This is a genomic window from Klebsiella sp. V115_8, assembly GCF_029967715.1.
Lineage (GTDB): Bacteria > Pseudomonadota > Gammaproteobacteria > Enterobacterales > Enterobacteriaceae > Klebsiella > Klebsiella quasipneumoniae.
In genome coordinates this window covers 217,157-230,885 of the sequence record NZ_JASCAR010000043.1, presented here as the reverse complement: position 1 = coordinate 230,885, position 13,729 = coordinate 217,157, and the positions used below count along the sequence as shown (strand labels likewise).

Annotated in this window: 13 protein-coding genes; 6 read left to right on the top strand and 7 right to left on the bottom strand. The window is 56.6% G+C overall.

Translation table 11 applies throughout. From position 1 onward, the window contains the following. Positions 1 to 33 precede the first annotated feature (33 nt). Complete coding sequence (locus QLG03_RS20635) at positions 34 to 297, top strand: type B 50S ribosomal protein L31 (protein ID WP_004204754.1); 264 nt, start codon at positions 34 to 36, stop codon at positions 295 to 297. Then, on the top strand, positions 297 to 437 hold the full coding sequence (gene ykgO, locus QLG03_RS20630) for a type B 50S ribosomal protein L36 (protein ID WP_002892018.1): 141 nt from the start codon (positions 297 to 299) through the stop codon (positions 435 to 437). Before QLG03_RS20635 ends, ykgO begins: the two co-directional genes overlap by 1 nt. Here ykgO and QLG03_RS20625 read toward each other — a convergent pair. Beyond that, a complete protein-coding gene (locus QLG03_RS20625) occupies positions 434 to 1,132 on the bottom strand; it encodes a GNAT family protein (protein WP_232711930.1) in 699 nt (232 codons plus the stop codon). The genes ykgO and QLG03_RS20625 overlap by 4 nt on opposite strands. Positions 1,133 to 1,232: 100 nt before the next feature. On the opposite strand from QLG03_RS20625, the gene QLG03_RS20620 reads away from it, so the two are divergent. After that, positions 1,233 to 2,690, top strand: a complete 1,458-nt coding sequence (locus tag QLG03_RS20620; protein WP_255988407.1) for a PLP-dependent aminotransferase family protein — start codon at positions 1,233 to 1,235, stop codon at positions 2,688 to 2,690. On the opposite strand, the gene QLG03_RS20615 is transcribed toward QLG03_RS20620, so the two are convergent. Further along, complete coding sequence (locus QLG03_RS20615) at positions 2,659 to 3,129, bottom strand: YlaC family protein (RefSeq protein ID WP_023288642.1); 471 nt, start codon at positions 3,127 to 3,129, stop codon at positions 2,659 to 2,661. The genes QLG03_RS20620 and QLG03_RS20615 overlap by 32 nt on opposite strands. A gap of 33 nt (positions 3,130 to 3,162) precedes the next feature. On the opposite strand from QLG03_RS20615, the gene QLG03_RS20610 reads away from it, so the two are divergent. Beyond that, complete coding sequence (locus QLG03_RS20610; protein WP_032428629.1) at positions 3,163 to 3,294, top strand: hypothetical protein; 132 nt, start codon at positions 3,163 to 3,165, stop codon at positions 3,292 to 3,294. On the opposite strand, the gene maa is transcribed toward QLG03_RS20610, so the two are convergent. The 5 genes from maa to acrA form a co-directional block, all read right to left on the bottom strand. Continuing rightward, the gene (gene maa, locus QLG03_RS20605; protein WP_255988405.1) at positions 3,266 to 3,832 is read right to left on the bottom strand and encodes a maltose O-acetyltransferase; all 567 of its coding nucleotides are present in this window, start codon (positions 3,830 to 3,832) and stop codon (positions 3,266 to 3,268) included. The genes QLG03_RS20610 and maa overlap by 29 nt on opposite strands. Positions 3,833 to 3,990: 158 nt before the next feature. After that, a complete protein-coding gene (locus QLG03_RS20600) occupies positions 3,991 to 4,209 on the bottom strand; it encodes an HHA domain-containing protein (RefSeq protein ID WP_002892050.1) in 219 nt (72 codons plus the stop codon). Between the two features lie 26 nt (positions 4,210 to 4,235). Then, positions 4,236 to 4,610: an Hha toxicity modulator TomB gene (gene tomB / locus QLG03_RS20595; protein WP_002892066.1), complete on the bottom strand. Its 375-nt coding sequence runs from the start codon at positions 4,608 to 4,610 to the stop codon at positions 4,236 to 4,238. Positions 4,611 to 5,093: 483 nt separating this feature from the next. Beyond that, positions 5,094 to 8,240, bottom strand: a complete 3,147-nt coding sequence (gene acrB / locus QLG03_RS20590; protein WP_023288644.1) for a multidrug efflux RND transporter permease subunit AcrB — start codon at positions 8,238 to 8,240, stop codon at positions 5,094 to 5,096. 22 nt (positions 8,241 to 8,262) lie between these two features. Further along, positions 8,263 to 9,456 carry a multidrug efflux RND transporter periplasmic adaptor subunit AcrA gene (acrA, locus tag QLG03_RS20585; RefSeq protein WP_023288645.1) on the bottom strand — a complete coding sequence of 398 codons (1,194 nt, stop codon included), beginning with the start codon at positions 9,454 to 9,456 and terminating at the stop codon, positions 8,263 to 8,265. A 142-nt stretch (positions 9,457 to 9,598) separates the two neighbouring features. On the opposite strand from acrA, the gene acrR reads away from it, so the two are divergent. Both acrR and mscK read left to right on the top strand, forming a co-directional pair. After that, positions 9,599 to 10,249 (top strand): multidrug efflux transporter transcriptional repressor AcrR, encoded by a 651-nt coding sequence (gene acrR / locus QLG03_RS20580; protein ID WP_023288646.1) that lies wholly within the window; start codon positions 9,599 to 9,601, stop codon positions 10,247 to 10,249. A gap of 129 nt (positions 10,250 to 10,378) precedes the next feature. After that, positions 10,379 to 13,726 (top strand): mechanosensitive channel MscK, encoded by a 3,348-nt coding sequence (mscK, locus tag QLG03_RS20575; protein WP_044521298.1) that lies wholly within the window; start codon positions 10,379 to 10,381, stop codon positions 13,724 to 13,726. Positions 13,727 to 13,729 lie beyond the last annotated feature (3 nt).

Below are 13,729 nucleotides of genomic sequence, written 5' to 3'. Positions count from 1 at the left end.
ATTGTTATGTTATAACATAATGACGAGGTCATCATGAAAGCCCATATCCATCCTCCCTATCGCACGGTGGTGTTTCACGACACCAGCGCCAATGAATATTTTAAAGTTGGCTCAACCATCCGCACCGAACGCGTGATTGAGCTCGACGGTGAGACGTATCCGTATGTGACGATCGATGTCTCATCGAAATCGCATCCTTACTACACCGGCAAACAAAAAACGTTCGCCAGCGAGGGTAGCGCGGCCCGTTTCCGCCAGCGCTTCGGCGGCTTTATTGATGCAAAAAGGAAGGCATGATGCAGGTCGTTAACTCATTACGCAGCGCCAAACAGCGCCACCCGGATTGCCAGCTGGTCAAACGCAAAGGGCGGCTGTACGTGATCTGTAAGAGCAACCCCCGCTTTAAAGCGGTGCAGGGGCGCAAAAAACGTCGTTAACGGAAGCTTTCCAGGGGACGGCGCTGCTGGCCGTCGGCGGTAAAATTGTCGGCGGCCAGCCATTGGCGCATGGCGCTATCCAGCTGCGGCCATTCGCCATCAATCACTGAAAACCAGTCCGTGTCCCGGTTGTGTCCTTTGCTCACCAGCGCCTGACGAAAACGTCCTTCGTACTGAAATCCCAGTCGCCTTGCCGCCCGGCCTGACGGCGTATTGAGGCTATTGCATTTCCATTCATAGCGACGGTAGCCGAGCGTCTCGAAAACATACTGCATCAACAGCCAGTGCGCTTCGGTGGCCATAGCCGTTCGGCTCAGCAACGGAGAGAAATGGACATGCCCCACCTCGACCACGCCGTGGTTGGCATCGATGCGCATTAACGCCAGCGACCCGACCGCCGTCCCGCGCTGCTGGTCAACGACGGCGAAATGGATAGGATCGGTCAGCGTCGCAACCTGCGCCACCCAGGCGCTAAATTCAGCCAGACTGCTTTCCGGTTCGCGCAGCAGCCACGTCCAGCTGCGGGCGTCGGGCGCCAGCTGGTGGGCAGCAAACAGATCGCTGGCGTGGGCGAGGGTGAGCGGTTCGAGCCGACAGCGGCTGCCCTGAAGTACCTGCCGCGTTGGCCAGGGGCGGGGTTGCCAGTCGGGCAGCGCGGCGCCGAGCGCCTGACCAAACTGATTGTATTCACACATTGCGGTTTCCTTATTGGGGATGTACAGGCAGCGTACGCGCTGGCTGGTTCCATAAAAAGTGCCACCAGAGTATGTTTTTATGGATCCACGAGGAGGTGACATGAACATACCGGACGATGCGTTTTATGGGTTGGTGACGCAGGGGATGCGGCAGCGAACGGACGAAACCCTGCAGCGGGCCCTTTACCACACTTTGCGCCATGCCATCCTGCAGGGAACCCTGGCGGCCAGCTGCCGTTTGCCAGGATCGCGCGTGATTGCCGCTCGACTGCATCTGTCGCGCAATACGGTGAATGCCGCACTGGAGCAGCTGACGCTGGAAGGATACCTGACGCGAAGCCGTCAGGGGACGCAGGTTGTGCCGCTCGCCGCCAGCCGCCGGCAGGAGGTAAACGCGCCACCCGTTGTGCTGTCTGAGCGGCTGCAGGGGCTGCCAGCCGCTATGCGCCGTGACTCGCCGGCGCTGCCGTTTACGCCTGGCATGCCGGCGGTGAACTATTTCCCGCTGCCGCTGTGGCGGCGGTTAATGGATAAAGCATTGCGCGACGAGGGCAGCACGCTGCTGGGCTACGGTGAGGCCGCGGGCGATCCCCAACTGCGGGAGGCGATCGCTCGCCATCTGGCGCTCTCCCGGGGTATTCAGTGCGATATCCGGCAGATCGTCATCACCGAGGGGGCGCTGGAAGGGGTCAACTTATGCGCCTCGTTGTTGACCAACCCGGGCGACAGCGTGTGGCAGGAAGAGCCGGGATACCTGGGCGCCAGGAGTGGTTTCCAGCGGGCGGGGCTGCAGGTCTGCGGGATGGCCGTCGATCATGAAGGGATGTGTATGGCTAACGGCGCGGCAGAGCCACCCCGGCTGATTTTCACCTCTCCCTCTCATCAGTATCCCCTTGGGAGCGTTATGAGCGCCGCGCGGCGTCTGGCGCTGGTGGAGTATGCCCATCGGCACGGCGCGTGGATTGTGGAGGATGACTACGACAGCGAGTTTCGCCACAGCGGAGAGCCGATCCCGGCGATGCTGGGAATGGTCCCGGATGCCCCGGTGGTCTATCTCGGCACCTTCAGCAAAACCCTTTTTCCGGCGCTGCGTATCGGTTTTATGGTAATGCCGCCCGCGCTGGCGGATGCCGCTCAGGAGGCCATTGGCGCGCTGCTGCGCGGAGGGCACCGCGCTGAACAGCGGGCGCTGGCCAGCTTTATCGAGAAGGGGCACTATGCGCGTCATCTGGCGGCGATGCGTCGTCTGTACCGCAAACGTCAGCAGCAGCTGCGCGAGGCGCTGGCGCAAGAGATCACCGTGCCGTGCGAAGTCCTTGGTGGGGAAGGGGGGCTCCATCTGACGCTGGCCATAGAGGGGATCGACGATCGCGCGATAGCTCAGCAGGCGCGTCAGTTTCAGCTGGCGCCCGCTGCGCTAAGTCATTTCTATCTCGACCCGCGGCGGGGGCGGAGCGGGCTGGTGCTGGGGTATGGCAATACTTCTGCTTCCCGCTATCCGCTGGCGCTGCGGACGCTGAATCGTCTTATTGCGCAGTACCGGCTCGGGTCAGCGTAAAGACATCGTAAAAGGAGAGATCGCCTTTGGTGTCGACCATTTTTTTAAGCTGCGCCTTCTGCTCGCTATCGACGTCCGGCGACTGCAGAATACGGTCGATCAGCTGTCGGGGGACAAAGCGGGTGTTGTACCATTCGCCGTTGTAACACACGCGAAAGTCGAGGACATCGATATCTTCGTAACGATAGCGTGGATAGACGTCAAAGAAGAAAAAAGCGTTGAACAGGATGAACAGCACCACCAACAACCAGACCGAATCCACCAGCGTTTCAGAGCGCAGCATCACCACCAGCGTCGCCAGAAACGCGGCATACATGGCAACAAACAGGCCCGGATGGTTACGGATAAAACTGATGCTAAAACGCGGGCGATTATCGCGTTTTTCCTGCACGTTCAGTTCGTCAATGGTGTGAGTAAGCAGGCGTTGTATTTCTGTCATCTTGGTCCCCGAATTCTGCAATAAGCCTGCCCCGTGCGCCCGGTGGCTCGGGCGTGGCAGGCTCAGCCTGAAGGCTATTTTATGTTGCAGTATTCTGCGGAGAAAGTAACAGATCAGTTACAGAAAAGCATAACAGTTACGCATTTGGCGGCGGAAGGCGCTTGATGATCTGCGCCGGGTTGCCGCCGACAACGGTACTGGCGGGGACGTCTTTAGTGACCACCGCTCCGGACGCGATGACCGCATTATCGCCAATGGTCACCCCGGGATTGATCACCGCCCGACCGCCAATCCACACATTGTGGCCAATGGTCACCTGTTTGCCATATTCCTGGCCGCTGTTTCGGGCCTCAGCATCCAGCGGATGGGTGGCGGTATAGATATGGACGCCCGGGGCCAGCATGCAGTTATCGCCAATATGGATAGGGCAGACGTCCAGCATCACGCAGTCAAAATTGGCGTAAAAACCGGCGCCGAGAAAGATATTGTAGCCGTAGTCGCAGCGAAAGCTTGGCTCGATATACGCATCGCCAGCGCGACCGAGCAGCTCGGCGAGAATACGCTGACGTTCTTCCTGCGCATCCGGGGCGGAATGATTGTAACGGTGCAGCAGCTGTCTGGCGCGCAGACGATCGGCGCGTAGCGTTGGGTCGCCAGATAAATAGAGCTCACCGGCGATCATTTTGCGTTTTTCTTCACTCATTGGTCTTCCTTATACCTGACGTTAGATGGCCGCAGCAGTATAAAAAAGAAACCGGTTACAGGTTTGCTGTTGGCTAAATGATGTGATGACTATCACAAAGATACCCTGCTGAGGCTGGCGATTACCGTCCGGTCAGCAGACCGCGTCGGGCGCGGTAATTAGCGGATAAATTTCCAGACGGACGTCGGGATCTTATCGTACAGCTTATTCATGGTCAGTTCAGCCAGACGATGATCGGCGGCTGAGTAAAATACCGCCAGCTCATTATCAGAAAGTTCATATTTGTTTTTTTCAATGACGCGCTCCAGCGTGTCAATTGTCTGGCAACGGCGTAAGCGCATCAAATAGTCTGTTTTAGTTAATGGCTTATCAGACATAATTCCACCTTTTGATTGTAATAATCCTAACACGAAAGACTGGCCGGATTTTCCCGGCTGGCGTTGACAAAACAACGAAATAACCGATTACCGGATTTTTTCCACTTTTGCAAATCCGTAGAGTTAATGCCGTAGTTACTGAACAATGTAAATGTATCGTCCAGATATTCGTCAACCTGAGCGATCAGCTTATTATCCTCAGCGTACTTAATTTTATAATTAAGGGCGAATGTGGCAATGTGCTCGATCAGTTCATTTAACTGGAGATTGACAGCCGATGTCGGGTCGTTGACCCAGCCATGGTTGCTCTCTTCCAGGTTTGCAAGGCAGTCATGATACAGCGTTTCGCAGAGAAAGCGTAGTTGTGCGATATCATGTCTTTTTGGCGAGTATTCGTCCATAACGCATCCCCTTTTGAGTGGTTTAAACGACGACTAACAAACACCGTTGTGGGATGAACACGACTAACTGACCTGACACTAACTGAGTAATCCTGCTGATTTAACTATAATCCACTCTCCAACAGATTTCATCGTGCTATTACGAAAAATTACAATTATCAGAGAGAAATTATCTTAAAAATAGACGAATTAATTTCTCCGGCCCGGGCGCGCAGCCTGAAAAATAGAGATGTCTTATCAATCATTGGCTTAAGGCAGGCAGTCGTCGCGTTCAGAAACCGCCGGCCGTGATGATGATATTAGGATTATTCCTGGTAAATGAGCGTAAGAAGATCCTAAGGGCTAAACAGCGTGATAGATATAGCCGGGAACACATCAATATATATTAAATGCAGCGCGAAAAATAAACAATGGCAATATGTGCCCTGTGGGTAATGATCAAAAAAAGGGCCGCAGTAGCGGCCCTTTGTTCAGCAGTGCAGATTAATGATGCTCAACCTGATGGCTGTGCTCAATATCTTCTGATTTCTTACTAAAGCGGCGTCGCACCACCACAAAGAACACCGGCACGAAGAAGATTGCCAGGATCGTCGCGGTCACCATCCCGCCCATTACGCCTGTACCTACGGCGTTCTGCGCACCGGAGCCCGCTCCGGAGCTGATAACCAGCGGCATAACCCCAAGGATAAACGCCAGGGAGGTCATCAGGATCGGACGCAGACGCATACGTACCGCTTCAAGCGTCGCCTCAATTAGCCCTTTGCCCTCTTTCTCCATCAGGTCCTTGGCGAATTCAACGATCAGTATCGCGTTCTTCGCCGACAGGCCGATGGTGGTCAACAGGCCAACCTGGAAGTAAACGTCATTGGTTAAACCGCGGAAGGTGGCGGCTAACAGCGCGCCGACCACACCCAACGGTACGACCAGCATGACCGAGAACGGAATCGACCAGCTCTCATACAGCGCTGCCAGACACAGGAAGACGACAATCAGCGAGATGGCATACAGGGCAGGGGCCTGGTTACCGGACAGCCGCTCCTGATAAGACATCCCGGTCCAGTCGTAGCCAATACCCGACGGCAGTTTACCCGCCAGCTCTTCCATCAGGCTCATCGCCTCACCGGTACTCTTGCCTGGCGCTGCCTGGCCAAGAATTTCCATTGATGGCAGACCGTTGTAGCGTTCCAGACGCGGCGAACCGTATTCCCAACGCGAGGTGGAGAAGGCGGAGAACGGCACCATCTGGCCATCACTACCGCGAACATACCACTTGCCGATGTCTTCCGGCAGCATACGGTATTTCGCTTCAGACATGATGTACACTTTCTTCACGCGGCCGCGGTCGATAAAGTCGTTGACATAGCTTCCGCCCCAGGCGGCGCCCAGCGTGGTGTTAATGTCGCTGATGGAGACGCCCAGCGCCTGGGCTTTTTCCTGATCGATATCGACTTTGAACTGCGGTGTATCTTCCAGACCGTTAGGACGCACGCCGGTCAGCACGTCAGGATGCTGCGCCACCATGCCAAACAGCTGGTTACGTGCCTGGGTCAGTTTTTCGTGTCCCAGGCCGCCCTGGTCAATCAGCTGGAAGTCAAAGCCGGTCGCGGTACCCAGTTCAACGATAGCCGGCAGGTTAAAGGCGAAGACCATCGCGTCTTTAATCTGCGAGAAGTAGCCCATCGCCCGACCGGTGATCGCTTCAACTTTGTTTTCGTCGCCTGGACGCTGACTCCAGTCTTTCAGCGAGACGAACGCGATACCGGTGTTCTGGCCGCGGCCGGCGAAGCCGAAGCCGTTAACCGCAAACACGGATTCCACGTTGTCCTTCTCTTTGGTGAGATAGTAATTCGTCATCTCATCCAGCACTTTCTGCGTGCGCTCCTGGGTGGCGCCGGCAGGCAGCTGGGCCATACTCAGGAACACCCCCTGGTCTTCGTCCGGCAGGAACGAGCTCGGCAGACGAACGAACAGCCACGCCATACCCACCACGATGATCAGATACAGCACCAGATAACGACCGGTGCTGCGCAGAATGTTGCCTACGCTGTCGGTGTAATGGTGCGTGCTCTTATCGAACATGCGGTTAAACCAGCCGAAGAAACCCGTGGTCGCGCCATGGCTGCCTTTCTGAATAGGCTTCAGCATCGTGGCGCACAGCGCCGGCGTCAGGATCAGCGCGACCAGTACCGATAGCGCCATCGCGGAAACGATGGTGATGGAGAACTGGCGATAGATGGCCCCGGTTGAGCCGCCGAAGAACGCCATCGGGATAAATACCGCCGACAGCACCATGGCGATACCTACCAGCGCGCCCTGAATCTGCCCCATCGATTTACGCGTCGCTTCTTTCGGCGGCAGGCCTTCTTCGGCCATGACGCGCTCGACGTTCTCGACCACCACGATGGCGTCATCCACCAGCAGGCCGATGGCGAGCACCATCCCGAACATCGTCAGGGTGTTTATCGAGAAGCCAAACGCCGCCAGCACCGCGAAGGTCCCTAACAGGACCACCGGCACCGCGATGGTCGGGATCAGGGTGGCGCGGAAGTTCTGCAGGAACAGGTACATCACCAGGAAGACCAGGATGATCGCTTCCACCAGCGTTTTAACCACTTCGTGAATAGAGATTTTCACGAACGGGGTGGTGTCATACGGGTAAACGATTTTCATCCCCGACGGGAAAAACGGCTCCATCTTCGCCAGTTCAGCGCGGATCGCGTTGGCGGTATCCAGCGCGTTCGCGCCGGTAGCCAGTTTAATACCCAGACCGGACGCAGGCTGGCCGTTATACTTCGCCACCACGTCATAGCTTTCGCCACCCAGTTCAATTTTGGCGACATCACGCAGACGAACCTGGGAACCATCCTGGTTCACCTTCAGCAGGATGTTGCCAAACTCTTCCGTATTGGTCAGACGCGTCTGCGCGACGATGGAGGCGTTGAGCTGCTGGCCTTTCACCGGCGGCGTACCGCCTAACTGACCAGCGGCTACCTGGGCGTTCTGCGCTTTCAGCGCGCTGATCACGTCCACCGGCGTGAGCTGGAAGTTATTCAGTTTATTCGGATCCATCCAGATACGCATCGCGTACTGGGAACCGAACAGCTGAACGTCGCCGACGCCGCTGGTACGGCTGATCGGGTCCTTCATGTTGGCCGCCACGTAGTCCGAAATGTCGTCCTGGTTCATGGTGCCGTTGGTGTTAATGACGCCGACAACCATCAGGAAGCTGCTGGACGCTTTCTCAACGCTGATCCCTTGCTGCTGTACTTCTTGCGGCAGCAGAGGGGTGGCCAGGGCCAGCTTGTTCTGAACCTGAACCTGGGCGATGTCCGGATCGGTACCGGATTCGAAGGTCAGGGTGATGGTCGCCGTACCGGTGGAGTCGCCATTCGAGGACATGTACATCAGGTGATCGATACCGTTCATATTCTGTTCGATAACCTGAGTCACGGTGTTCTGCACGGTTTCGGCGTCAGCACCGGGGTACATGGCGGTAATGGAAATTGCTGGCGGCGCAATCGTCGGATATTGCGCCACCGGCAATTTGAGGATCGATAATCCCCCAGCCAGCATGATGATGATGGCGATCACCCATGCAAATATGGGGCGATCGATAAAGAAATTAGGCATGTCTTAACGGCTCCTGTTTAAGTTAAGACTTGGTTTGTTCTGATGGCGCGTTGCCTGCGGCTTGCTGTTTATCATCAGAAGCTACTTCCTGCGCTTTTACCTGCACGCCTGGTTTGATTTTTTGCAGGCCGGTGACGATAACGCGATCGCCGGATTTCAGACCGTCAGTGACCAGCCATTTATCGCCAATCGCTTGAGAAGCAGTGACCTGGCGGACTTCGACCTTATCGCCTTCACCCACTACCATGACGCTGGCGTCACCGCGCGGCGTACGGGTCACGCCCTGTTGCGGCACCAGCAGGGCGTCAGGGTTAACCCCTTCTTCCAGACGCGCGCGGACAAACATCCCCGGTAACAGGGTGTGATCCGGGTTGGGGAAAATGGCGCGCAGCGTGATAGAGCCGGTGGTCTGGTCGACGGTCACATCCGAGAACTCCAGGGTGCCGGACTGCGGATACTTAAGACCGTCGTTAGTCACCAGCTCCACTTTCGCTTTACCGTTTTCCTGTTTCAGACGGCCATCGGCCAGCTCCTGTTTCAGGCGCAGGAAATCATTGCTCGACTGGGTGACGTCAACATAGATCGGATCCAGCTGCTGAACGGTTGCCAGAGCGGTTGACTGACCATTCTGCACCAGCGCCCCTTCGGTCACCGCGGATTTACCAATGCGGCCGCTGATCGGCGAGGTGACTTTGGTGTAGGCCAGATTGATGCGCGCGGTTTCCACGGCCGCTTTCGCCGCGACCACGGCCGCATTGCTCTGCTGCGCCGTTGCGACGGCGGTATCGTAGTCTTGTTGACTGATATACTTAGTGCCTAACAGTTTCTGATAACGCTTGACCGTCAGTTGATCCATGTTTGCCGCCGCCTGGGCTTTTGCCAGGTCGCCTTTGGCGCTGTCATAGCTGGCCTGATAGGTGGCTGGATCGATCTGATACAGGGAGACGCCGGCCTGGATATCGCTACCTTCGACGAAGTTACGTTTCAAAATAATGCCACTGACCTGAGGGCGGACTTCCGCAATGCGATAGGCGCTGGTGCGGCCTGGCAGTTCGGTGGTCATTTGTAGAGGTGCGGATTTGAGCGTCACAATACCGACTTCCGGCATGTGCTGGGCTCCCTGTTGAGCCGGTTTATCGTCACATCCTGTTAGCGCTAAGCTGCCTGAGAGCATCAGAACGACCGCCAGAGGCGTTAACCCTCTGTTTTTGTTCATATGTAAACCTCGAGTGTCCAATTTCAAAATGTTCAGTGGCTCAAACAACCACAAACCCACTACAGTCTTTCTATTATGGTCGTGCTATGGTACATACATTCACAAATGTATGTAAACGTAACCTCTGTAAAGTCATTAACCTATGGCACGAAAAACCAAACAACAGGCACGTGAAACCCGGCAACTGATTCTGGATGTTGCTCTGCGTCTGTTTTCGCAGCAAGGCGTATCATCTACCTCGTTGGCAACAATTGCAAAAGCTGCGGGTGTAACGAGGGGGGCTATCTACTGGCATTTCAAGAATAAATCAGATTTATTCAACGAAATTTGGGAGCTGTCAGACGCCAGTATTAGCGATCTCGAAATTGAGTATCGGGCAAAATTCCCTAACGATCCACTCTCAGTTATCAGGGAGATATTAGTCTATGTTCTTGAAGCGACGGTGACAGAGGAGCGCCGTCGGTTGATGATGGAGATTATCTTCCATAAGTGCGAATTCGTCGGTGAAATGACCGTGGTGCAGCAGGCCCAGCGGCAGTTATCCCTGGCGAGCTACGAGCGCATTGAGCAGACCTTGAAAGAGTGCATCGCCGCGAAGCTGTTGCCCGCCAATTTACTCACCCGGCGAGCGGCGATTTTAATGCGCAGCTATCTTTCCGGCCTGATGGAGAACTGGCTGTTTGCCCCCGACTCGTTCGACCTGCATGCGGAAGCGCGCGACTATGTTGCCATCCTGCTGGAGATGTATCAGTTCTGCCCCACGCTGCGCGGCCCGGAGAACCTGTCAGCGTAAACGTCGCGCGCGGAGGGACGTGAATTTTTAGCGCCGTCCGCCGCTATTCGCCAGCGATGAGAAGTGTTATTCTTCGCGCTTGCGACGACCCCCGGTATTCTCCGGCATTTGCATTCATTCATATTAACTATGCTGCACACGATCTCCAGGCAACGCGCCACGTTCATCTTTATCATTATACTGCTCTGTTTTATTGGCCTTTTCAGTCCAGTTCAGGGCCGCGCCGCGGACCTCCCTGACCGGGCGGAGGTGCAGAGTCAGCTCAATACCTTAAACAAGCAAAAAGAACTGACTCCGCAGGATAAACTGGTCCAGCAGGATTTGACCCAGACCCTGGAAACGCTGGATAAAATCGATCGCATCAAGAGCGAGACGACGCAGCTCCGCCAGCAGGTCGAGCAAGCCCCGGCGAAGCTGCGCCAGGCGGTGGACAGCCTTAACAATCTGAGCGATGTCCCGAACGACGACGCGACGCGCAAAACGCTAAGCACGCTCTCCCTGCGTCAGCTGGAATCACGCGTCACCCAAACGCTGGACGATCTGCAGAATGCGCAAAACGATCTGGCGACCTACAACAGCCAGTTGGTTTCCCTGCAAACGCAGCCGGAACGCGTGCAAAATGCGATGTACAAAGCCTCCCAGCAGCTGCAGCAGATCCGCAATCGTCTGAATGGCACCTCGGTGGGGGATGAGACTCTGCGTCCGACCCAGCAGGTGCTGCTGCAGGCCCAGCAGGCGTTGCTTAACGCGCAGATCGAGCAGCAGCGCAAGAGCCTCGAAGGCAATACGGTGCTGCAGGATACCCTGCAGAAGCAGCGTGACTACGTCACCGCCTGGAGCAACCGGCTGGAGCATCAGCTGCAGCTGCTGCAGGAGGCGGTGAACAGCAAGCGGCTGACGCTGACTGAGAAAACCGCCCAGGAGGCGGTCACGCCCGACGAAACGGCGCGTATTCAGGCCAACCCGCTGGTCAAGCAGGAGCTGGATATCAACCACCAGCTGAGCGAGAAGCTGATTCAGGCGACGGAGAACGGCAACCAGCTGGTGCAGCGCAATATTCAGGTGAAGAACTGGCTCGACCGCGCCCTGCAGTCTGAGCGGGATATTAAAGAGCAAATTTCCGTGCTCAAGGGCAGCCTGCTGCTGTCGCGCATTCTCTACCAGCAGCAGCAGACGCTGCCGTCGGCGGATGAGCTGCAGGATATGACCAATCGCATTGCCGATCTGCGGCTCGAACAGTTCGAGGTGAATCAGAAACGCGACGCGCTGTTCCAGAGCGATGCCTATGTCGCTAAGCTGGAAGAGGGGCACAGCGCTGAAGTAAACGATGAAGTGCACGCCGCGCTGCTGGAAGTGATCGACATGCGCCGGGAGCTGCTCGACCAGTTCAATAAACAGCTGGGGAATCAGCTGATGATGGCCATCAACCTGCAGATCAACCAGCAGCAGCTGATGAGCGTCTCGAGCAGCCTGAAAGAAATTCTGACCCAGCAAATTTTCTGGGTGAACAGCAATAAACCGATGGACTGGGAGTGGATTAAGGCCTTCCCGGAAGCGCTGAAAGGTCAGTTTAAGGCGATGAAAATCACCGTGAACTGGGAAAAAGCGTGGCCAGCGGTGTTTGTCGCTTTTCTTGCCGGATTACCGCTGCTGCTGATTGCCGGCCTGATCCGCTGGCGTTTGCAGTGGCTCAAGGATTATCAGGCAAAGCTTGCCTCCCAGGTAGGCCAGCTGCGGAATGATACCCAACTGCATACGCCGAAGGCGATCCTTATCGACCTGATTCGCGCCTTACCGGTGGTGCTGGTGATTCTGGCGATTGGCCTGATCTTACTCACCATGCAGCTCAATATCAGTGCTCTACTGTGGGCATACAGTAAAAAGCTGGCGATGTTCTGGCTGGTGTTTGGCCTGTGCTGGAAAGTGCTGGAAAAGAACGGCGTTGCGGTCAGCCACTTTAATATGCCGGCGCAATTGACCAGCCACTGGCGACGGCAGATTGTTCGCGTCAGCCTGGCGCTGCTGCCGCTGAATTTCTGGTCGGTGATTTCCGAGCTGTCGCCGCTGAACCTGATGGACGACGTGCTGGGGCAGCTGGTGATTTTCTTCAACTTACTGCTGATAGCGGTGCTGGTCTGGCCGATGTGCCGGGAAAGCTGGCGCGATAAAGAGTCGCACAGCCTGCGCCTGCTGACGATCACAGTGCTGTCTATCGTTCCGGTGGCCCTGATGGTGCTAACGGCGACCGGCTACTTCTACACCACGCTGCGCCTGGCGGGACGCTGGATCGAGACCGTCTATCTGGTCATGATCTGGAACCTGCTGTACCAGACTGTGCTGCGCGGCCTGAGCGTGGCGGCGCGGCGCATCGCCTGGCGCCGGGCGCTGGCGCGCCGTCAGCATCTGGTGAAGGAGGGCGCGGAAGGCGCCGAGCCGCAGGAGGAGCCGACTATCGCCCTCGAGCAGGTCAACCAGCAGACGTTACGCATCACCATGCTGGTGATGATCGCGCTGTTCGCGGTCATGTTCTGGGCGATTTGGTCGGATTTGATCACCGTTTTCGCCTATCTCGACAGCATTACCCTCTGGCATTACAACGGCACCGAGGCAGGGGCCAGCGTGGTGCGCAGCGTCACGATGGGCAGCCTGCTGTTTGCCATTGTGGCGTCGATGGTTGCCTGGGCGCTGATCCGCAACCTGCCGGGGCTGCTGGAGGTGCTGGTCCTCTCGCGGCTCAACATGCGCCAGGGGACTTCCTACGCCATCACCACCATTCTTAACTATGCGATTATCGCCATCGGGGCGATGACGGTATTCGGGTCGCTGGGCGTCTCATGGGATAAACTGCAGTGGCTGGCGGCCGCGCTGTCGGTTGGTTTAGGTTTTGGTCTGCAGGAGATCTTCGGTAACTTCGTCTCCGGCCTGATTATTCTGTTCGAACGTCCGGTGCGCATTGGGGATACGGTGACTATCGGCACCTTCTCCGGTACGGTAAGCAAAATCCGTATTCGCGCCACCACCATCACCGACTTCGATCGCAAAGAGGTGATCATCCCGAACAAGGCGTTCGTTACCGAGCGCTTGATCAACTGGTCGCTCTCCGACACCGTGACCCGCGTGGTGATCCGCCTCGGCGTCGCCTACGGTTCCGATCTGGATAAGGTGAAGGAGGTGCTGCTGAAGGTCGCGCACGATCATCCGAAAGTGATGCAGGAGCCAGCGCCGGCGGTCTTCTTCACCACCTTCGGGGCCAGTACCCTGGATCATGAACTGCGTCTGTATGTCCGTGAACTGCGCGATCGCAGCTACACGGTGGATGAGCTCAACCGCGCCATCGACCGTCTGTGCCGGGAGAATGACATCAACATTGCCTTTAACCAGCTGGAAGTCCATCTGCGAAATGAAAAGGGCGACGAGGTCACGGAAGTGAAGCGGGACGGAAAGGGTGACGATTTAGCGCCCTCCGTCGCGTCTTAACTG